This is a genomic window from Anaerococcus urinomassiliensis (genome assembly GCF_900128425.1).
Classification (GTDB): Bacteria; Bacillota; Clostridia; order Tissierellales; family Peptoniphilaceae; genus Anaerococcus; species Anaerococcus urinomassiliensis.
The window spans coordinates 23,911-45,893 of sequence record NZ_LT635782.1 but is presented as its reverse complement, the minus strand read 5'-3'; the positions used below and the strand labels follow the sequence as shown (position 1 = coordinate 45,893).

Here is a 21,983-nt window from a genome sequence, read left to right as displayed (position 1 = left end):
TTTTTTTTGTCTAATTATTTGATGAAAATAAATTTGCTATAGAGTTTACAATTGACCTAAAAAAGTCTAGGATTGAATCAAGCAAACCACTTTCTTGGGCTTGGTTGACTACATCATCAATTGAATCCTTATTATTTTTATAAAACTCGTTGGCATTATTTGCTAGTTCGTTGCCAAATTTAATAAGATTTTCCTTTACTTCTTTACTATCAATAGCTGATGAGTCTTGGTATTTATCAAAATAATTTATTAAAATATTTATATTGTTATCGCTTAAAATATTTTCAAGGTTGAGATTTTTTAATGCATCGTTGATGTATATACCTATCTGTTCAGTTGATGCACTTTGGCCAGTTTCTTCCTTGTGGCTGGCTAATTTTTGTTTTACTTCAATTACTAGCTTATCAAGCTCTTTAGGATCAAAATCAATTTTGTCTTTGTTTTCTTTTGCAATCTCTGTTACGGTTTCAAGCTCTTCTTGAGCAACTTTCGCCCTTTGTGGGTCGATTTCTTGTCCCTTTTCTTCAAGGGCCTTGTAAACACCAACTAAGGCAGATTCACCGGTAACTGGTGTTGGACTTGCCACAAATATGTCTGCATCTGTAATGCCAGCTGTTATAGCAGCATTTGTGTATTGGCCATTGGTTATTTGGGTAATATTTGCTGGTGTGCTAATATTTACCTTAATACCAGAATTATCTGGCAAATATTTTATATATACAGATGAAATCATATTTCCATCTGGAGCCTCATAGCCAAGATATTTTTCTAAATCTTTGCCATTTACAGATGAAAAATTAGTGTTTGCATCCCCTGCCTTTATTCCAAAGACATCGTTCATTTGTTCTTGTTTTTTATCATCTAGGGCAACTCCGTATATTACATCGTTTTTATCTTTGCCTGCTGCAAAGGCTAGGCTTGGTATCACTAGGGCAAAGGCGCACAAAAGTGCTATTAATCTCTTTTTCATAACCCCTCCTATAAACTTGTGATTTTTTGAACTATTGGATCAAGTTCACTTGGGTTCTTATCCTCTATAAGGCCCTTATCTATTAGTTCTGCTATTTGTGGATCTATTGGTAGTTTTGCTACTGTATCTATGCCATGTTTTGTTGCAACCTGATCAATATTGCTTTCTCCAAAAATCTTGTGGACACTTCCACAATCTGGGCATTTGAAATATGACATATTTTCTACTATGCCTATGACATCCTTACCCATCATCTTGGCCATCTTTAATGATTTTTCTACAACCATTTCAACCAAGCCTTGTGGAGTTGCTACTGCTACAATCCCATCTATTGGTAGTGATTGGAAAACTGTAAGTGGCACATCGCTTGTTCCTGGTGGCATATCGATTAGTAGGTAATCAAGCTTGCCCCAATCTACATCTGAGTAGAACTGTTTGATAACACCGGTTACTATTGATGATCTCCACACAACTGGATCTGTCTTATTTGGCAAAATCATATTTACAGATATAACTTCAACACCATCTCGGCTGATGCCTGGATACATCAAACCTTCCTTGGTTCCTCTAACATTGTCATTTATACCAAAGGCTTGTGGGATAGATGGGCCTGTCACGTCTGCATCAAAAACTCCAACTTTGTATCCTTCTTTGTTTAATTTATTAGCAAGCATACTAGTTACTGAGGATTTGCCTACCCCACCCTTACCAGACATGATTGCTATAACATGACCAATTGATGAACCTTCGTTTAGATTCACTTTAAATTGGTCAAAATTTCTTTTTGTTTCCATTATTAACTCCTTTGTATTTAAAAAAAGCATCCTATGATGCTCTTTTTATGATTATATCTAATTTTTATTAAATTTCCATAAAGACGACTTTAAATATTCTAAAGTCCTAAAAATCAATCTTCATGTCTCCATCTTTGATAAGACCTTTTTTGCCCATTATTTTATAAATTATAAAGGATAAGACCCCTGGCAAAATGAAGTGTAGGAGAAGTATTTGCAAAAGCAAGATACTTACTGGTCTGGCCCCAGCCATGGTATTAATTGTAGCAATTTGTCCTACAAGTCCACTAGTTCCCATGCCTGATCCCAATGCTGAGTTTTCCATTTTAAAAACTACTGTCGCAAGTGGCCCAAGGATTGCACCAGCAAGAGTCGGCGGCAGCCATATCCGAGGGTTTTTGATGGTATTTGGCACTTGGAACATAGAGGTTCCAAGACCTTGGGCAAGAAGTCCTTCTAGGCCATTATCCTTATAGGAAATTACGGCAAAGCCAATCATTTGCGCTGAACATCCTACTGTTGCAGCTCCACCAGCAAGGCCTGATAGGAATAACATCATACAAATAGCAGCTGATGATATTGGCAAAGTTAGGGCAAGACCTACAAGAACAGCAACCACAATACCCATCAAAAATGGCTGAAGTTCGGTTGCTCTCATTATGATATTGCCTAAGCTTGCCATAAAGGCTGACACTCCTGGCCCAATAAAGTCTCCCACAATGATACCCACTAAGATAGTTAGGGCTGGCGTAATTATTATGTCTAACTTAGTTCTTTTTGATACTAGCTTGCCAAATTCTACCGCAAAGATTGTCGCAACATAAACTCCTACTGGCCCACCAAGTTCGTAAGCTCCGTTGCCAACTATAGTAACTGCAAATAAGATTAGGCTAGGAGCCTTCAAAGCATAGGCTATAGAAACAGCTATAGCTGCTCCTGTGGACTTAGTAACAAGTGGCCATATACGCTCTGTTAGAAAATCTATGCCAAAACTAGTTCCTATAGAATTTAAAATAGTTCCCACCAAAAGCGATGCAAAAAGACCAAAGGCCATGGCTCCAAGTGCATCGATAAAGTAGACCTTAGCTGAAAGGTCGATGTTTTGTTCTTGTAAATATTTTTTCATGCTAATTCCTTTTCAAATGCTTTTCGTTAAGTATAGCACAAAAACATTTAATTGTATATACACTAAGAAATTATTTTAAGTATCCCTTCTCCTCTAAAGATTCTTTGATCTTATCAAAATCTTCCTGATTTTTGACCTTTATGGTGTGGTAGTGGATACCCTCTGTCAAATTTTTCAAAGGAATGGAAGAAGTCATATTTTTGACAAAATTTGTAACGCCAGTTCTAGAATGTATGTCCAAATCTTTTTTTATCACCCCGTAAACAGGATGGTTGATGAAGACATCTACTATGACCCCACCGTTGTCGACAATAGTATTTAGCTCATCTCTTATATCCTTATCCTCATGGCGAGATTCTAGGATATATGTCAATGAACCCTCCCCATCTATCTTGTATCCCCTATTTGTAGATATGATATTGATACCAAAAGCCTTCAAAACTCCTATGTCTTTTACTATAATTTGCCTAGAAACACCAAATTTTTGGGCTAAAGCTTGTCCACTTTGGGGATATTCTTCTTCTTGTAAAATTTTTATTATCTGATTTTGCCTATCACTTATTTTCATTTATTACCTCTTTCACTAATATACCTTTAAAGCTTGACATTTTTAAATTATAATGTATTATAAGTAAAAACGAAGATGAGATGAGTAGCTAGATTAAATTTTATAGAGAGTCCCTGACGGTGGAAATGGGATAAAGGCTTGTTTAGTGAATAAAAACTCGGAGTACCTTTGGGGATGTCTTGATCTAAAGGCGGGATTGCCCGTTATAGCAATAGAGTATGTATGTACTTGATGAGGTGTATATCGTGAGGTGTACATAAATTTGGGTGGTAACACGGCACAATCGTCCCAAGGGATGATATGAGCGCGTGTATTTTTTTACACTTTTTTAGCCCAGAAAGATTAGGAGAGAAATTATGAAAAAAGTAAGAAAATTTATTTTGACCTTGCTAATCACTATCCTAGCTTTTGCTAGTACAAGTTTTGCAAGTTCAAATGAAAAAAAGGTCCTAAGAGTTGGTATGGAAGTCAACTACGCTCCATATAACTTCTCAGAAGTAGACGATAGTAATGGAGGAGTTCCTTTAAAAAACTCCTCAGGTGAATACGCCAATGGTTATGACATAGCCATAGCAAAAGAGGTTGTCCAAAATCTTGATATGGACTTGGAGGTTTATAAGATTGATTGGGATGGTCTAATCCCAGCCCTAACCAGTGGAAAGATAGACGTCATAATCGCTGGTATGAGTCCAACAGAAGAGAGAAGACAGCAAATTGATTTTACCGACTCATATTATGATGCTGTAGTTGGAGTGATCTTAAAGGAAGATTCTAAATATAAGGATGCCAAGTCTATAAAGGATTTTAAAGATGCTAAACTTACTGGCCAATTGGGCACATATCACTATGACCTTCTAGATCAAATGCCAGATATAAAAAAGGAACAGGCCCTTGATTCATTTCCAACTATGATTGCAGCAACCAAGGCAGGCACTATAGACGGCTATGTTTCTGATAAACCAGGTGCTGAAAGTGCTATGACTGCAAATAAAGACCTTATATTTGCCCAATTTGACGAGGATCAAGGCTTTAGGGTTGACTCATCACTTACATCAATTTCTATAGGTGTTAAGAAAAATTCTGACCTTACCCCAAAGCTTAACCAAGCCTTGGAAAATATTTCTACCGACCAAAGAGAAGAATTGATGAAGGAGATGGTCCTACTAACTACTGCAAATGAAACTAGTGAAGAAAATCCTACTTTCTTTGACGAAATGTCACAAATCTGGCAAAAGTACTCTTCCCTATTTCTTAGAGGTATAGTAAACACCTTATTTATTGCTATCCTATCTACAATACTAGGATTTTTGATAGGACTTTTAGTTGCAGTTATTAGAAAAATTGAGATTAACAAAAGCAAAAACAAATTTTCTTATATCCTTCATAAGATAATAAACTTTATCTTATCAGCTTATGTAGAAATATTCCGTGGCACACCTATGATGGTCCAAGCTGTAATAATATTTTATGGGTTAAAACAATATTTCGATATTGACCTATCAACAATGTTTGCAGCAATCCTCATAGTTTCCATCAACACAGGAGCATACATGTCAGAGGTAGTAAGAGGCGGCATCAATTCAATAGATAAGGGCCAATTTGAGGCTTGTAAGGCCATAGGTATGACACATTTTCAAACCATGACCAATGTTGTTTTGCCACAGGCAGTAAAGAATATCTTGCCATCTTTGGGCAATGAGTTTGTAATCAATATCAAGGATACATCAGTACTAAATGTAATATCTGTAACAGAATTATTCTTTATGTCTAAGTCTGTAGCAGGATCAACTTACCAGTATTTCCCAACATATTTGATTACTGCAATAATATATTTTGTACTAACCTTTGTTATTACTAGAATAATCAATCACTTGGAAAGAAAAATGAACGGAAGAGAATACATCCACGAAGCAACCACAGGAGTTAAAAATGCCAATATTAAAGGTTAATAATTTGGAAAAAAAGTTTGGAGAAAACCTAGTCCTAAAAGATATAAATTTTGAAGTTAATAAAAACGAAGTAGTCTCCATCATAGGATCTTCCGGTTCTGGTAAGTCAACCTTGTTAAGATGTTTAAACTTACTAGAAAGGCCTACTAGTGGCGAGATTTACTATATGGATATAAATATCTTAGATGAGCACTTTGATGAGAGACACTACAGGTCTGAAGTAGGTATGGTTTTTCAAAACTTTAATCTTTTTGAAAATAAAAATGTTTTGGAAAATTGTACCTTAGGCCAAGAAAAAGTTTTGAAAAGGTCAAAAAAAGATGCTCAAGATCTCGCTATGAAATATTTAACCGATGTTGGAATGGATAGATTTAAAGATTCTAAGGCAAGTCAGTTATCCGGTGGGCAAAAACAGAGGGTTGCTATAGCTCGTGCCCTTTGCATAAATCCAAAGGTTCTATTGTTTGATGAGCCAACCAGTGCCCTTGACCCAGAGATGGTAGGTGAAGTACTTGAAGTTATGACAAAGCTTGCCAAAAGTGGGATTACAATGATTGTAGTAACCCATGAGATGGACTTTGCAAGAGATGTTTCTACTAGGGTATTATTTATGGATAAAGGTATAATCTTAGAAGATGGAATACCAAATGACATTTTCACAAATCCAACCCACGATAGAACTAAAGAATTCTTATCTAGGTTTTTAAATAATTAATAAGAGGAGAAAATATGACAGACTTAGTAGAAATATATTCCACCAGCGAAGACTCATTTGCCGTTGGCTATATAATCTATCAAGAAAATAATAGACTATTGACCCACCTTGTGGATGACCAAGGCAAGCTTGATGGCTACCTATTATTTGATACTAGGATGATTGATGGAATCGAAACAAATACAGACTATCTTAAAAAGATCGAAAAATATATGGACTTTTGGGGCAATATTTCTATAGGTGATAGCGACAATGAAATCTATAAGTCAAAACCTGACTTCATAGATTTGATCAAATACGCCAAAGACAACCACAAAATAGTCACCCTTTCAACAAGCTTCGATTATTTTGATTCTATAACAGGCTTTGTAAAATCTTACGATGATGAAAAAGTTGTTATCGATGCACTAAATCAGACAAATGCGAAAATCTTTGACCAATTTGAAATTCCTATAACAGACCTTGTAACCTTGGAAATAGAATCCATAGACAACTTTCTCTTAGGATACGCACACAAAAAATCATGAATAACACATTACTTTTAATGATATTAAACTTGGTTGGAAAAATCTTCTCATTTGTTCGTGAGATGATTTTTTCTTTTACCTATGGTACTGGCGATATTACTGATGCTTTCAACACATCAACAACAGCTGCAACCTTGATCTTTTCAGTAATAACCTATGCCTTATCCAAGACCTATATCCCCACTTATAACGAGGTTGTAAAAAATGGCAACGAAAAGTCTGGAGACCACTTTACCAATAGGCTTCTTGATTTTATGCTGTTCCTAACTACCCTGATGATGATATTAGGACTTTTGTTTGCTCCATTTATAGTGAAACTTTTCGCAGCAGGCTATAGTGGCGATAAACTAAAAATAGCTTCTCTATTTATGAGAGCTGTCATCCTTACCATTTATCCCAATGTCTACGCAGCGATATTTTCTGCATATTTGCAAGTTAAGGGAGACTTTTTGACTCCAGCCTTGCCCCTAGTAATTATGAATATATTGCTAGGACTGACCATCATGGTTTCAAAGGGCAATGTCATCATTATGGCAGTTGGAATATTTCTAGCATACTTCCTACAATATGCAATGTTTCCAAAAGCTACAAAAAAAGCTGGCTTTAGAAGAGAAAAAATTAGCTTTAGCCTTGATTCTAATGTCAAAAAACTAATAATCCTATCTTTGCCAACAACCTTTACCATGGCAGCCGTCTACATATCAACCATTGTAGACCAATCATTTGCATCTATAGTTGCTCCAAATGGAGGAGTTTCAATAGTAAACTATGCCCTAAAGATTCTAAGAATAGTAAGTTCAACCTTCATTATTCCCTTCCAAATCACAGCTTATCCAATCATAGGAAAGCTAGTTGCAAATGGAGACATCGAGGGAATGAAAGATTTGACAGGACGAAGCTTGGTTAAGATAATGATCCTATTTATCCCATCTATTATAGGCCTTATGGTTTTATCAGAACCTATAATTACCTTTGTATACTACAGGGGCGAATTCACCTACCAAGATATGCTTGCAACTAGTCATGTACTCTTTTACTATAGCCTCTACCTTATAGGTCCAGCCTTAGCAGACTTGCTCTACCTATCATTTTTTAGCCATCAAAACACAAAAATCCCAACAATAATTGCTTTTATACAGTTAGCGATAAACATTGTTTTAGACTTTGTATTATCTAGAGCCTACGGTTTAGTTGGCCTTGCCCTTGCTACAACATTTAGCCAATTTGCAGCAGTTTTAATGGCATTAATAGCCTATTATAAATATTATGGTAAGCTAGATTATCCTTATATCTTAAAAAATATAATTAAGATTCTACTAGCTGGAGCAGTTATGGGAGTATTTACAAAATTCTTCTTTACCCTTAGACCATCAAACCTATGGCTACTAGTAACCATTGCCCTTGCAGGTCTAATATACGTGGGACTAGTATATATGCTAAAAGTCGACGAATTCGACCAAATACTAGCAGCCTTCAAGAAGAAAAAGAAAAAGCTTGAGTAATTATGATCTTAGCCCCAAGATCCGGAATACGGATTGAGGAGTCAAGTTAATTCTCAAGCTTTGTTTTTATAAATCTTTGATATTCATCTTATCAAGTTCTTTTTTCATATTCTTCTTTTCTCTGATACCCAAATAAATAAAAACTAATATTATAGTTGGGATGTTAGCAGCCAAAAACGCTACAAATAGTCCTACATAATTTTCTACTTGGCTAAAAGAATCAAAAGCTTGGACCGCTGCAACATTCATCAAGGCGAAGATTAAAGAAATCACTGGAAGGATTAAACCTAAATACTTACTTTCCTTTTTACAAAGATAAACTTGTAAATATATTATTGCAGCACATATAAGTAAAAATAAAATAAGTGCTATTATTGTATTATTCATAGATATTTTCATCCTAACTCTCCTTTGTCTTTTTGTATTCGTTAATCAAAATTTTAGCCGTATCAAAATCGATTTTCTCATCTAAAGCTAGTCTTTTTATGGTGAGAATATAAGGATCTTTGCCCTTTTCTTCATTAATCTCTATCTTTTGAATCAGTCTATCTAGCCTAAGCCTTACAGTAGGATAGGTCACGTCGTAAATCTTTGCAACTTCTTTTAGTGATCCTGAAGCTAGGATAAAATTTTTAATAAAAGAAATATCCTCATCACTAAGCTCAGCCATCCACTCAGGAAGTATATCCATAAGCTCCTCCTTTAATTATATTAAGTATACTCTTTAATATTATTAAAGTCAATAGTTAAGATAACCTTTATTTATTTTATAAGACAAGTAAAAAAACTCAGCCACATTTTACGGTGACTGAGTAAATCAAAATTCATCTCTATAGGCTGTCCTTATTTTCAATAATCCAATCTTCGAATTTTTCTTCGTTTTCAATATTTTCTTGACCAAATTTTTCATAAGTTCCATCTTTTTTTACTAGTAAGAAGTCTGGGACTTGTTCTATTTGATATTTGTCTACGATTTCTTTATAAGATTTTGAATCTCTGTATTTCTTTGTATCAAAGTAGCTAATTTTGATGTCATTTTCTTTTGATATTTGTGTTAGTCCTTGTGCTAATACCTTGCAACCTATGCAATCTTCACGTCCTATGTAAACAAAACCGGTTAATCCATTGCCATCATTTAAAAACTCTTGGTCTGTTATCTCATCAAATTGAGAAACATCATATGGGCTATTGCTGATTTCTTCTAGCTCATCCTCTATATTTTGGCTTTTTTGACTATATATGCCAAAGGCTACAAATAGTGCAATCACTATTGTCAAGATTATATTTCTCTTATTCATATGCCCCTCATTAGTTCTACAGTTACTTTAAAAGACTTATAAAAACTATCCATTGGCAAAAACTCCTTGTTGGAGTGGAAGTTGTGGGCACCTGTGAAGTAGTTTGGGGTGAGTATTCCCTTAGTTGATAGGTATGATCCATCCGTCCCACCCCTCATCGCTATGATTTTTGCCTCTATGTCCAATTTTTGGTAAATTTCTTTTAGCTTGTCTATAGCGATTTTATTGTTTTCATCGACACTATCTATGATATTTGCGTAAGTATCTTCTATGTCGATTGCAATTTCGGCTAACTTGTATCGTTTTTTTAAGATTTCTATTGCATCAAATAGATAGGCTTTGGATTCTTCAAATTTTACCTTATCGTGGTTTCTTATATTGAAATCTATCCTACAATTTAGTACGTCTGATTTGATATCGGTTATCCAGACATATCCTTCTCTATTTTCGGTGTTTTCTGGCATTTTCGCCCTATCTAGCATAGATATAAAGTCGTGGGCAATCATTATTGGATTGACCAAAACTCCCTTGGCTGACATTGGGTGGGCGCTTACTCCCTTTATCTTTATGACTCCACTTGCTGCATTGAAAGTTTCATATACAAGCTCTCCTAGTTCACAACAGTCTATGGTATAAGCAAAGTCAACATCAAATTTATTAAAGTCGATCTTCCTTACTCCCCTAAGGCCAATTTCCTCATCTGGGACGAAGGCTATGTAAATATTGCCGTGGTTAATGTCCTTATTTTCTTTTAGATACCATAAAGCCGTCATGACATTGGCAATAGCTGCCTTATTATCTGCTCCTAGGACTGAATTCCCATCTGTAAGAATTATGTCATCACCAATATAGGTTAAGATTTCTGGGTTTTCTTTGGTGGAAAATACTATATTTTCCTTTTCATTTAAAATGATATCCTTGCCATCATAATTTTTGATTACTTGTGGATTGATCTTATCTCTTAGGCCTACATTGACTATATCAAGATGGCATACCCAGCCAATATTTGGGACTCTGTTATCAGTATTTGCTGGAAGTTTTGCTTGCAAGACTCCAAATTCATTGATAGCTATGTCAACCAGGTCCAAATCTTTTAGGTCTTTTTCTAATTTTTGTGCCAATAAAAGTTGTCCCACAGATGATGGGACATTGGGATTTTTTTCATTAGATTGGCTAGGGATAGCCAGATATGATAGAAAGTTTTCTTGTAGTTTTTCTTTTATGATAGCTGCCTTCATTTTAATTTCCTTATAAAGTCATCAAATATTCTTTTGCTGTATTCATCGTCACTATAGCTTGCTTCTGGGTGCCATTGGACTCCTATCATATATGGATAGTAGGGATTTTCTATGGCTTCTATAAGCCCATCTGGGCTTTCTGCCGATACATCTAAACCATCAGCCAGCTTTCTTATCCCCTCATGGTGGAAGGAATTGACTTCTATTTGATTTTCACCAATAATTTCTTTGAGGTAAGAACCATCTCTTATATTTACACTGTGGTAGGCAAAGGTTTTACCTTCTCCTCTATGGATAATCTCTGTAGAATATTGAGTTTTTATATCATCATAAAGGGAACCGCCATAGTAGATATTCATAAGCTGCATGCCCCTACAAATTCCAAGTATTGGCTTATTTTTTTCTATGGCATAGGTAAATATACCAAGACTTTTCTCGTCATCTTCCCTAGAATAATCTTCCACCAGGTCAGGCTCTCCCCCATAAAGTGATGGGTCAAAGTCATTTCCCCCAGCAAATATTACTCCATCAGCTTCGTCAATCATTCTTTCTACATCTTCTAATCTAAATTGACTGGTGTCGACATTATATATCCCAACTTTCTTGTCAGTTAAAACATATTCAATATTAGTTGTATTTTGATTGTTGTGAACTATGGCAACAGTCTTTTGTGGGAAAAATCTATCCCTTATTATAATGATTGCTAATATTCCAGCAATTAAAAGTAGGGCTGGCTTAAAAAATCTCAAAGGCGATTTTTTCTTAATCTTTTTATTGGCATTTCTTTCCTTCAATTTACTTATCCTCTTTATCTTCTAGTACTTGCTTGCCCCTGTATCAGTTGCAATAACTATTGTATCTCCCTCAAATCTTATGCCATAGGCATTGTCTACTTTTGTAAAAACAGTTCTCGTTCTCTTATCCATGAAGCTTATAGCCATATCTTCTCCATCCTTGTCTATGCCAATTACTGTAGATGGTGTGAAATAATTGGCCTCATGCTTATCCCGGGATTCCTTTTGAGAATATATCCTATCCTTATCTGACGCGTATAGGCTTATTATCTCCTTTTCCCTATATAAATCCTTGGATAGGTAGAGGTCTGCTGTTTCGTAGCCTACTGATATAAGCTCTGGACTATCTCCTTTTTTGCCAGACTCTATAGATCTTTTGTAAAGTTCGTAGTAATTTTCGCTCGCCTTATAAGTAGTATAGAAGATATTATTTGGACTTACTATGCCATCTTTGATATCGCCATGGATATTTTCAATTTGGGTCACAGTAAAATCGCTTAGACTTAGGACACTTATAGTAGTCTTATCTCTATTTTCCTCATCATTTTCATAAAACTTATTGATGAAATATAGGTTGCCATCCATTAGTCCTATAGGTATGATCTCTTGTCCACTATCAAAGTCAAAAATAGTCTTTATCTCTGTCTTTTCTACGTCGACAAGCTTATATTGGTGAAGATCATAATCTCCTATAACAAACATAGATCCTGCACCGTATATATCATAGGCAAGGGAATTTTCTCCAGAATTTATTATTTCTTTTGTATTTCCATTTGGGTTAAATTTTAGCAATTTTTTCTCAATTGGATTATAATAAATCTCTTCTTTGTTGACATCCAAGTGCTTTTTACTTAGCGAGTCGTTATTATTAGATGAACAACCTGTAAAAAGTAAAACTGCTAAAATTAGCCATATTCTAATATTTTTCATACTTCAATTATAACACGGATTTGTCAAAAGTTCTGATTTCTTGGCTAGAAATCGATTTCAAATTCCTTTAAATCCTTATTTTCGTCTATATAGTAGAAGGTATTTTGCGTACACTTTTGGCCCATTATATTTTCATCGAATACTAAATCTCCACTGTAAGCATCATAAATTTTCAAATTTTGCTCATAGTCACTTGGATTCTCCCTAGTAGATTTTGTGTAATAGAAAATATATCTGCCATTTATTTGAACAAAGCCTTCCGAATTAACAGGCACTTTCCATCTCTGATCTCCTATGTGTATGCCATCTTCTTCGGATTTAAAGTAATCATTGATTACTTGCTCATCTTTTATAAAGCTTGTCGCATAGACATCGTAAGAATCGAAATCTTTTTCTACTATTTCTGGATCATCTGATAGGTCAGATTCGGGCGAAAAAGAATATAGACAATTTTTACCACTTTCATTGTTTACAAAATAGACTTTGTCGCTATTGCTTGCAACAGATGTAATACTATGGGAATGCTTTCCGTAATAGTCTTTTATGAGCCTTTCTTCTATATCAAAATATCCAATGGTTCTTTTTCTATCTGCTAAATTACCATTTTCATCCAATATGCTTATATAATGATATCCGTAAATCTTATTGCCAATCATACCAACTGGATAAAACTCTTCGTTTTTTGCAAACCTATATAAAAGATTTAAATTTTTGCCAACTAGATTATATATTCCATATTCGTTTCTATCATATGACCTTCCAATAAATAGGCTATTTGTACCAGGAACTTGTCCATAAAGCATGGATCCATTTTCAAATTTTGTATTCCCGTCTAGGTCTACTAAATTATCATTTCGATCAAATTGTACCAAGTATAGGTGAGGAATATAGAAAACACTGTCCTTGTCTACTTTGACATCCTCATCCATATCTAAACTAGGCTTATCTTCTATACTTACTTGTTTATCATCAATTTTTTCTGTATCAGGGTCTTTTTTGTCCTCACTAAGATTTGATGAATCCTTAATTTCAGTTTCTACACTTTCTTTCTCTTTTATATTTTCTGAACTTTTTCCATTGCTAGCACAAGATGCTAAAAGTACTGCTAGTGCTAGCATGGATAAGATCTTTTTCATAAAAAGCTCCAGCATTCCATTAAAGCTCTATTTCAATTGATTTAACTTCATTGTCCTTTGTTATATAGTATAATTTGCCATCAGCAATTTTTATACCACGAACAGTATCTTCCAGTACAGTTTCACCACTTGTAAGGTTTATAACCTTTAGATTTGTTGATAATCTATCAGTTTCGCCCTCACCTTTGGCATCTACTTGGAAATAAAATATATTATTTCCTATGATCTCTTGATGGCCTGCTTCTGCCCACAAGAATGGGAATTTTTGGTCATTGGCATAGATGTTGTCGTTATCTGCCCTTAGTATCTTCCAGACTGGCTTGCCATCTACAAATCTTTTTTGCCCAAATAAATATTGTAGGTCAAAGTCCTTTTCTACAAGTTCTGCCTTTTGGTCTAGGCCCTTTGATAGATCAAGTTTGTATAGGTCATAGTTATATACATTTTCTTTTGCATTGTCACCAGGTTTTGTAAACTGCAACTGTCCATCAATTACAACTGCTTCACCAGTCTGAACATCTATTGTATCCTCATAATCATGGACTTCTCCACTAGAAAGATCTACATAGCCTATGGCTATTTTGTCAGTTTTTAAGCTTGGAGTTCCATTGATGTCAGATTTAGATTTATAAGAGTGGAAACCATATATCCTATCTCCAATCATGCCTAGTGAAGTAAATTCTTCTCCTTCAGGAAACTCGTATAAAGTTGATACATCTTTGTCATTCATTCTAACAATTGATACTGTCCCATATAGGTCATTTTTCATTTTTACGAAGACATTGTTTGTATATTTTACATATTCATATTGGTTGGAAGGTTGGTTAGGTAGAAGCTCTTTGCCATTTTCATCGACAAGGTCTCCATTTTCATTAATACTTGCAATTGGTCCATAAGGTAAGAAGAACAAATCATCAGCGCTAACTTTGCTTTCTTTCTTCTCTTCGCTTACTTCTTTATCTTCTTTTTCTTCGCTAGGTTTTTCTTCTTTCTTTTCTTCCTTTTCCTCTACTTTTTCTTCACGGTCTTCTTCTTTATCATTGATATCTTTGTCAACTTTTTTGCTTTTGTCTGTATCTTCTGATTTATTTTCTTCAGAAATTTTATCCTCAGACTCCTCTTCACTTTTCTCTGGTTTTGATACTTCTATGACTTTCTTTTGATCTTCTTTATTCTCTTATTCGATTTGATTATCCTTAATATCCTCGCCCGCTGGCGCATTGGAATTGGCACATCCCATAAGGGCAATAGATAGGGCTGCTATTGGTAAATATTTTTTCATTATCTTCTCCTTAATTAGCTCTTAGAGCCTCTATAGCAGAAAGTTTTGTAGCTCGTCTTGCTGGTAGATATCCTGCTAATACACCTACTAGGGCTGAAAATCCTACTCCAACTAAGGCTAGCCAGACTGGAATAATTATTATATTTCCGCTAGTGCCAAACATTGAGTTGGGATCTCCTCCCAGAGTGCTATTTAATAGCTTAGCAACGAGCAATGAAATGAAAAGACCAAGTATGCCTCCAAAAAATCCTATAAAACCTGATTCTATTAGAAACATAGTCTCCACATCTCTAACTGAGGCTCCTATTACTTTCATTACCCCAATTTCCTTCTGTCTCTCATAAATGCTCATAAGCATGGTGTTTATGATACCTATGGCTGATACTATAAAGGCGATAGATCCAATACCTCCAAGGATAAGCATGATAGTCCTTGTTTGATTTTGGATTTCTTCATTAGTCTCGGCCATAGAATGGGTTTGGTAGCCTAGTTGTCTGATTTCTTGTTCGACTGCTTCTACATTTTTGACATCATCTACTATTACTTGCAAATTGTCATAAGTTATTTCGTCACTTGTTTCAGGGATTGGATTTCCTTTTTCATCAAATGATTGGTTTAAAGTTGGAGACATTATCTTATCATCTTCTTTTTTTAGCATTTTGAAGGTTGCTTCCGATATATAGGACCCCCAGCCAGATAAAAATGAGTTTTTGTTTAGTTTGCCTGCTATTTCTATCGGTACATCTGTATATTCTGGTTTTTGCTCTTCTTTTTCTTCAGGTCCATTTTGAGGGTTTTCATTGCCAAAATTGACTCCATCGTCCTCTTCTTCAAAGACATAGCCTAAGCGGATGAAGTACTGGTGGGCATTAAAGTCAAAGTCTTCAACAGGCTCCATATAAAAATTATTGCCACCTTCTGCTATTTGTTTGGTAGCTTGGGTATTTTGTCCTAGAAGAATTTTATTATCGTCTTTGGCATTTGGTGGATTTCCAAAATCCATCATATCCTTATCTATGAGTGAAAACACATTGTCAGGAATAACATTTATTGACCCATCAATTTCATAATCCTCAGTGTCAGACATCTTTATTTGGACATATACGTTCTTGCTAGGCACCACTGCCTTTACATGACTTACTCTTTTTAAATCGTTTAGCACCTTATCATTTATCTTGAGGTTACCTTCTCCCGACCCGTCCATAACATCTATGGTGGTAAGGCCTTGGAAGGATTCGATCATCTCTTTTTGTGAACTGCTGATGCCTTCAGCAAAGGCAAGCATTAGGATAATAGAGGTTGAGCCTATAACAACTGATAAGATGGTAAGAATAGTCCTAGATTTACGACGCCAAAGGTTTCTTAGGGCCATTATAAATCTATCAGATATCTTCATCTTCTATTATTAGCTCCTTATCTTTTTTATTTTTTGATCTTTTTCTTAGTAAGACAACTACAAGGGCTACGATTATTGCTAGTCCAACCCACAAGAATGGAGATGAAAACAAGCCTCCACCTGCGTTTTGGCTAGGATCTTCTCCCATGCCGCCATCAGTTTGTATCATTTCACCAGTTTCTGGATCTTGAATCATACCACCTTCCATGCCATCCATGCCTCCCATATCCATAGAAGTTACATTAGAATTGAAGTTTTGTGTTTGTGTGTGGACATTGCCTGCTGAGTCTTCGTAGGTTAGTAGAATTTTCCCCTCTACATCTCCCTCTCTTTCTGGGGTTATATTAAAGGTGAAAGTTTCTGTTGTTCCTGTATTAAAATTACCTATAAATCTCCTATCATTATCTATTGTGAAGCCCTTGCCTATGACATCACACATAAAAGTATTTAGATTGTCCTTACCAGTATTATAGATGTTGACAGACACTTGAGTTTGCTGACCAACTATTAAATCTTCGTGCTTTACATCACCAATGGTTACATTTGCCCTTTGGACAACAGGTATACCTATAGACTCCTTGGTGGTGTATTGGTTGCCCCAGTAGTCTTCGTATTCCAAAGTTAGGCCAATCACATAGTTACCTGCAGCGGCATTTGGATTTACATTCATGGTGATATACTTATTGGAAGTATTCCATGGGTAAAGGGCTGCTAGATAAAAGGAATTTGATTGGTCAACAGGGCTAAAGACTGATCCATCGCTTACAAGGGCATTGTTATCTCCACTTGCTTGCGGTTGGGATTGGAGTTGTGACTCTATAGTTACCTTTAGGTTATAAATAGTATTTTTGGCATTTGTATTATACAAGGTAAAGCCAAGGTTAAATGAGTCACCAGCCTCAACTGTTTGTGGATTTAGGCTATAGTTTGAAATTATAAGCTTTGGCTGGTTTTTCATTTGTACTTGGTTTGTAGTATCATCTCCTGAAGCCTTGCTATTTGAAGAATCATTGCCATTTATTTCATCATAATATGTCGTCATTTTCTAATACCTCATCAATAGTTAAATTTTTATGTATATTTTCTATCTTTCCATCTCTCATAAATAAAGTTCTATCAGCAAATTCTGTCATCTCGTCATCGTGAGTTACCATAATGAAGGTTTGCTTGTTTTTCTTAGTAATATCCTTTATAAGCTGCATTACTTCAAAGCTAGTCTTTGTGTCTAGGTTTCCAGTTGGTTCATCTGCAAAGATAATCTTTGGTGTCCCAACAAAGGCACGGGCTATAGAAACTCTTTGCTGTTGACCACCAGAAAGCTCATTTGGCTTGTTGTTCATCCTATCTTCAAGGCCGACTTGTTTTAAAATCTTGTAGGCTTCTTTTTTCCTCTCTTCTACTCCGATTCCCTTAAAGGTTAAAGGCAGGGATACATTCTCCCAGGCCGTTAGGTAGGGCAATAGATTGTAAGATTGGAAAACAAAGCCAATATTTAGATTCCTAAACTTGGTTATGTCAGTTTCCTTTAGTTCATTTAAAATAATATTCCCATACTTGATGGAACCCTTGGTCGGATACTCAAGACCAGCCAGCATATTTAAAAGAGTTGACTTACCAGAACCAGATGTCCCAAGCAAGGCTATAAATTCACCTTTTTCAATGTCTAAGTCTATGCCATCCAAAGCTTTAATGATATTATTTCCAATCTTATAGTATTTTTTTAAAGATCTTACTTCAATTAGCGACATCATTAACTCCAATTTTTACTTTTTTCAAAATGTAAAATATATTACAAAATAGTGTCATACTATTAGACACACACTCTGTTTGAATTATTATATCATTTCAAAAGATAGTTGACAATTATTTATATAAATAATATTCATATTCATTTACATCATGGTTAAAGAAACATATATTAAAATAACCTACAAGATATTTAATCTCATAGGTTAGAAGTTCAAATTACTTAATTTATATATGTAACATTATCATCTCTTATATCCCAGATTATCTCTTGATAGGTCCCATCATAGATCTTTAAAATCTTATCCAAAGAAAGGCTCATTCCGTCCATTTTCTTGAAGTCCTCAAAATCCACCCAAGAAAGAGTTCCCTCACGATTGTCTCTGATAAGCTTTCCACTATACTTACTTGTCTCATAAAGCAGACCCACATCCTTGTAGTCATCGGAAATCCAAGTTATAAATCCACAGAATTTCAAATCAAAAATATCTAGGCCCGTCTCTTCCTTGGCTTCTCTTATGGCAGAATCATAAAATGATTCACTAGCTTCTACCTTGCCACCAGGAAAAGTCAGCCCTTCCCAGCCTTCTTTTTTCACCTTATCCAAGATGACAACTTCATTTGTCTTAGGGTTTACAATTTTTATCATATTCATTAGTCTAGTTTTCATATAAATTCCTCTAAATTATTAATCATACATAAGTACTTTATTGGAATTTATGATTTTTACTAGTTATAAACATAAAAAAGCTGGCTTTATCGCCAGCCTTTTATGAATTTTATTTTTTCTTGCCTTTGTTTTGAGAAGCAGATTTTTCTTTTTCTTCTCTACGTTTTTTCATAGATTCTTGGATTCCTTCAACTATGGCATCCATATCTGGTTCTTTCATACGTTTTAGTGAACTTACGATTTCTAGTTGTTCTGGTAGAACGTCCATCAATCTCATTTCTTCATCTAGGTATTTTTCCATTTTTTCTGCAGCTTGTGGTGCCCAAGATCCGTTTCCTATGATAGAAACTGCTCTATTTTGTACGTTTAGAGCCTTCATATCTTCTATGAAGTTTTGCATTGGAGGATATACTCCAAGGTTATAGGTTACAGATGCTAAAACTATGTTAGTATATTTAAATGCTTCTGCTATAAGAGTTGATACGTGTGTGCTTGATACATCTCTTAAGCTAATATTTGTTATGCCTGCTTCACAAAGTTTGCTTGCTAGTGCTTGAGCAGCGTATTCTGTGTTGCCATACATTGATGCATATACTATTAGTACACCTTCGTTTTCTGGTTCATATGTTGCCCAGTGGGTGTATTTGTCAAGGATGTAACCAAAGTTATCTCTCCATACCAATCCGTGTAGTGGACAGATGTATTTGATGTCTAATGTTCCTGCTTTTTCCAAAGCTTTTTGTACAAAGGTACCGTATTTTCCTACGATATTTGTATAATAACGTCTTGCTTCGTCTAGGTAATCACGATCCCAATCAACTTCGTCTGCAAAAAGTCTACCATTGTTTGCTATAAATGATCCGAAGGCATCTGCTGAGAATAATACGCCATTTGTTGTATCATAGGTCATTAGAACTTCTGGCCAGTGAACCATTGGTGCTTCTACGAAAGCTAGGGTATGTTTACCAAAGTTCATGGTATCGCCTTCTTTTACTTCGATGTATCTATCATCTACGTGATAACCAAATTGTCTCATGAACATTACCCCTTTTTCTGAGGAAATGATTTTAAGGTTTGGATATCTTTCTAGCATCAATTCGATTGATGAACAGTGGTCTGGTTCCATGTGGTTGATAATCATATAATCTAGGTCACGTCCATCAAGAACACGGCTTACATTTATGATATATTCACGTGTGATTGCCCAGTCTACTGCATCTACTAAAACTGTTTTTTCATCCATTAGTAGGTAAGAGTTATATGATACACCTTCAGGAATTGGGAATATATTCTCAAATAGGGCAAGTCTTCTATCATCCCCACCTACATAGTATAAATCTTCTGTTACTTTTCTAACTGTATACATATTTACCTACTTTCTATCTTCTGGGAATTCAACTTTAATAAATTCTTCTTTAGCTTCACCTGATACTGGTGATACCCAGCTATCTGGCAATTTATCAAATGGTGTTCCTGGCTCTACGCCTTGTGTTGGATCTCCAACTTCAGGGTCATATTCATAACCTGAACCTAAGTCCACATATACATCTTCTTTTGGAGCCATCTTGCGTGGTTTGCTTCTTTTTACTTTCTTCATTGGTGGAGCTGGTTTCTTTTCTTCACCATTGTCAAGTTCTGCTATTAGTAGTGGTAGTACTTCTTTGAAGTCTCCTACTATACCGTAGTCAGCGTTTGCAAAGATTGGAGCGTTTTTGCTGTTGTTGATTGCAACTATTGTAGATGCATCACGGATACCTTTTAAGTGTTGGCCAGCACCTGATACTCCTACGCCGATGTAAAGGTTGTTTTTGAAGTTTTGTCCACTCATACCAACGTATCTATCTAGTGGAACGTATTTTAGTGTTTCTGCTACTGGTCTTGATGATGATATAGCTGCACCTGCTTGGTAAGCTAGGTCTTCTATTAGCTTCATATTTTCTTTTTCGCCAATACCACGACCAGCTACTACTATTCTTTCAGCTTCTGTTACTGGTGTCCAAGGATCGATACCAATTGTGAAGTCATATCCGTCTTTTTTAAGAGCTGCTACTAGATTCTTAACCGCTTCTTTAGGATCTCCCTCAAAGATTTCGCCCTTTCTAACTCCTGCGATTGGACCTTGTTTAGATTTTCCGCCAACTGCTTTAACTCTGGGAGGACGACCAACCGTATTTGCACCAACTACTACTCTCATGATTTCGTTAGTACCTTCATAGATTTGTGTGATTTTGGCATCTCTGAAGAATCTTTCAACATCAACACCTTTGATAAATCCTGAGCCACCGTAAAGTTGGATAGCTTCTGTTGTTATTTGCATTGCAAGGTCACTTGCAACTTGTTTAGCCATAGCGGCTTCGGCAGAATATCTTTCGTGGTGAGTCTTAAGGTCTGCTGCATGATAGATCATAAGTCTTGCACCGTGTAGGTATGTTGCCATATCTGCAAGTTTAAAGGTGTTTCTTTGTAGGTGAGCTATAGGCATACCAAATTGTTCACGTTCTTTTGCGTATGCTAGAGCTGATTCATAAGCACCTTGACCAATACCTAGAGCTTGAGATGCTATACCAATTCTACCACCGTCAAGAGTTGCCATGGCAATCTTAAATCCTTGACCTTCTTTGCCAAGTAAGTTTTCTTTTGGAACTTTTACATTGTCAAAGTGAAGCTCTGCTGTAGATGAAGATCTGATACCTAGTTTGTCATAGTGATCAGAGAAGGTAAATCCTTCAAATTCTTTTTCTACGATGAAAGCTGAAATACCATGGGTTCCAATACCTGGTGTTGTTACTGCAAATACAACATATGTGTCAGCTTTTGGAGCATTTGTTATAAAGATTTTTTTGCCGTTTAATATGTAATGATCTCCATCAAGTTCTGCTGTAGTTTCTGTACCACCCGCATCTGAACCTGCGTTTTCTTCTGTAAGACCAAATCCACCTAGTTTTTCTCCTTTAGCAAGTGGAACTAAGTATTTTTTCTTTTGTTCTTCTGTACCAAAGGCAAATATTGGCCAGGTACCTAGTGAAGTATGTGCAGAACAAATTACACCAACACCACCGTCAACTCTTGATAATTCTTCTACTGTAATAGCATAAGAAATTGCATCAAGGCCTTGGCCGCCGTATTCTTTTGGATATGGGATTCCCATAAATCCTAGTTCACCCATTTCTTTTACAATATCATCAGGAAATTCGTTGTTTTGATCTAGATCAAAGGCGATTGGTTTTACTTTTTCTTCAGCAAAAGCTCTAACTTTTTTACGTAAAGCTTCATGCTCATCAGTTGTTCTAAATAGCATTGAGACCTCCTTAATTTATCACTACTATTTTACTATAGTATAAA

At 35.5% G+C, this 21,983-nt stretch carries 22 protein-coding genes and 1 other annotated feature; of the genes, 4 read left to right on the top strand and 18 right to left on the bottom strand.

What is annotated here, in order from left to right:
• Window positions 1–10: 10 nt before the first annotated feature.
• The 4 genes from BQ7474_RS01220 to BQ7474_RS01205 form a co-directional block, all read right to left on the bottom strand.
• Window positions 11–970, bottom strand: a complete 960-nt coding sequence (locus BQ7474_RS01220; protein WP_073997251.1) for a DUF1002 domain-containing protein — start codon at window positions 968–970, stop codon at window positions 11–13.
• An 8-nt stretch (window positions 971–978) separates the two neighbouring features.
• Window positions 979–1,764, bottom strand: a complete 786-nt coding sequence (locus BQ7474_RS01215) for an Mrp/NBP35 family ATP-binding protein (RefSeq protein WP_073997250.1) — start codon at window positions 1,762–1,764, stop codon at window positions 979–981.
• A gap of 106 nt (window positions 1,765–1,870) precedes the next feature.
• The gene (locus tag BQ7474_RS01210) at window positions 1,871–2,890 is read right to left on the bottom strand and encodes a PTS sugar transporter subunit IIC (RefSeq protein ID WP_073997249.1); all 1,020 of its coding nucleotides are present in this window, start codon (window positions 2,888–2,890) and stop codon (window positions 1,871–1,873) included.
• A gap of 70 nt (window positions 2,891–2,960) precedes the next feature.
• A complete protein-coding gene (locus BQ7474_RS01205) occupies window positions 2,961–3,458 on the bottom strand; it encodes a transcription repressor NadR (RefSeq protein WP_073997248.1) in 498 nt (165 codons plus the stop codon).
• A gap of 63 nt (window positions 3,459–3,521) precedes the next feature.
• Window positions 3,522–3,752, top strand: a binding site (T-box leader).
• Between the two features lie 62 nt (window positions 3,753–3,814).
• Between BQ7474_RS01205 and BQ7474_RS01200 the strand changes: the two genes are divergently transcribed.
• Genes BQ7474_RS01200 through murJ form a run of 4 tightly spaced genes read left to right on the top strand, consistent with a single transcriptional unit; the run spans window position 3,815 to window position 8,151 of the window.
• Entirely contained in the window at window positions 3,815–5,407 is a 1,593-nt protein-coding gene (locus BQ7474_RS01200) for an ABC transporter substrate-binding protein/permease (RefSeq protein WP_073997247.1), read from the top strand.
• On the top strand, window positions 5,388–6,122 hold the full coding sequence (locus BQ7474_RS01195) for an amino acid ABC transporter ATP-binding protein (RefSeq protein ID WP_073997246.1): 735 nt from the start codon (window positions 5,388–5,390) through the stop codon (window positions 6,120–6,122). The genes BQ7474_RS01200 and BQ7474_RS01195 overlap by 20 nt, the downstream gene beginning before the upstream one ends.
• Window positions 6,123–6,136: 14 nt before the next feature.
• Window positions 6,137–6,649, top strand: coding sequence for a hypothetical protein (locus BQ7474_RS01190; protein WP_073997245.1), 513 nt, complete (start codon window positions 6,137–6,139; stop codon window positions 6,647–6,649).
• A complete protein-coding gene (gene murJ, locus BQ7474_RS01185) occupies window positions 6,646–8,151 on the top strand; it encodes a murein biosynthesis integral membrane protein MurJ (protein WP_073997244.1) in 1,506 nt (501 codons plus the stop codon). The genes BQ7474_RS01190 and murJ overlap by 4 nt, the downstream gene beginning before the upstream one ends.
• 66 nt (window positions 8,152–8,217) lie before the next feature.
• Here the strand turns inward: murJ and BQ7474_RS01180 are convergent, their stop codons facing one another.
• The 14 genes from BQ7474_RS01180 to BQ7474_RS01115 all read right to left on the bottom strand — a co-directional run bounded on the left by BQ7474_RS01180 (window position 8,218) and on the right by BQ7474_RS01115 (window position 21,939).
• Window positions 8,218–8,550, bottom strand: coding sequence for a hypothetical protein (locus BQ7474_RS01180; RefSeq protein WP_082187855.1), 333 nt, complete (start codon window positions 8,548–8,550; stop codon window positions 8,218–8,220).
• Window position 8,551: 1 nt separating this feature from the next.
• Complete coding sequence (locus tag BQ7474_RS01175) at window positions 8,552–8,842, bottom strand: DUF2089 family protein (RefSeq protein WP_073997243.1); 291 nt, start codon at window positions 8,840–8,842, stop codon at window positions 8,552–8,554.
• 139 nt (window positions 8,843–8,981) lie between these two features.
• Window positions 8,982–9,449 (bottom strand): thioredoxin family protein, encoded by a 468-nt coding sequence (locus tag BQ7474_RS01170; protein ID WP_073997242.1) that lies wholly within the window; start codon window positions 9,447–9,449, stop codon window positions 8,982–8,984.
• A complete protein-coding gene (gene pepT / locus BQ7474_RS01165; RefSeq protein WP_073997241.1) occupies window positions 9,446–10,687 on the bottom strand; it encodes a peptidase T in 1,242 nt (413 codons plus the stop codon). Before pepT ends, BQ7474_RS01170 begins: the two co-directional genes overlap by 4 nt.
• Window positions 10,684–11,481, bottom strand: a complete 798-nt coding sequence (locus BQ7474_RS01160) for a gamma-glutamyl-gamma-aminobutyrate hydrolase family protein (RefSeq protein ID WP_235821450.1) — start codon at window positions 11,479–11,481, stop codon at window positions 10,684–10,686. The genes pepT and BQ7474_RS01160 overlap by 4 nt, the downstream gene beginning before the upstream one ends.
• Window positions 11,482–11,502: 21 nt before the next feature.
• Window positions 11,503–12,411 carry a hypothetical protein gene (locus BQ7474_RS01155; RefSeq protein ID WP_073997240.1) on the bottom strand — a complete coding sequence of 303 codons (909 nt, stop codon included), beginning with the start codon at window positions 12,409–12,411 and terminating at the stop codon, window positions 11,503–11,505.
• Between the two features lie 44 nt (window positions 12,412–12,455).
• On the bottom strand, window positions 12,456–13,547 hold the full coding sequence (locus tag BQ7474_RS01150) for a putative periplasmic lipoprotein (protein WP_073997239.1): 1,092 nt from the start codon (window positions 13,545–13,547) through the stop codon (window positions 12,456–12,458).
• Between the two features lie 19 nt (window positions 13,548–13,566).
• Window positions 13,567–14,457: a hypothetical protein gene (locus BQ7474_RS01145; protein WP_073997238.1), complete on the bottom strand. Its 891-nt coding sequence runs from the start codon at window positions 14,455–14,457 to the stop codon at window positions 13,567–13,569.
• Window positions 14,458–14,839: 382 nt separating this feature from the next.
• The gene (locus tag BQ7474_RS01140) at window positions 14,840–16,225 is read right to left on the bottom strand and encodes an ABC transporter permease (protein WP_073997237.1); all 1,386 of its coding nucleotides are present in this window, start codon (window positions 16,223–16,225) and stop codon (window positions 14,840–14,842) included.
• A complete protein-coding gene (locus BQ7474_RS01135; protein ID WP_073997236.1) occupies window positions 16,212–17,267 on the bottom strand; it encodes a COG1361 S-layer family protein in 1,056 nt (351 codons plus the stop codon). Before BQ7474_RS01135 ends, BQ7474_RS01140 begins: the two co-directional genes overlap by 14 nt.
• Window positions 17,251–17,973: an ABC transporter ATP-binding protein gene (locus tag BQ7474_RS01130; RefSeq protein WP_073997235.1), complete on the bottom strand. Its 723-nt coding sequence runs from the start codon at window positions 17,971–17,973 to the stop codon at window positions 17,251–17,253. The genes BQ7474_RS01135 and BQ7474_RS01130 overlap by 17 nt, the downstream gene beginning before the upstream one ends.
• Window positions 17,974–18,194: 221 nt before the next feature.
• Entirely contained in the window at window positions 18,195–18,641 is a 447-nt protein-coding gene (locus BQ7474_RS01125; protein WP_073997234.1) for an 8-oxo-dGTP diphosphatase, read from the bottom strand.
• Between the two features lie 109 nt (window positions 18,642–18,750).
• Entirely contained in the window at window positions 18,751–20,007 is a 1,257-nt protein-coding gene (locus tag BQ7474_RS01120) for an FprA family A-type flavoprotein (protein ID WP_073997233.1), read from the bottom strand.
• A 6-nt stretch (window positions 20,008–20,013) separates the two neighbouring features.
• Window positions 20,014–21,939 (bottom strand): acyl-CoA dehydrogenase family protein, encoded by a 1,926-nt coding sequence (locus tag BQ7474_RS01115; RefSeq protein WP_073997232.1) that lies wholly within the window; start codon window positions 21,937–21,939, stop codon window positions 20,014–20,016.
• Between the last annotated feature and the right edge of the window lie 44 nt (window positions 21,940–21,983).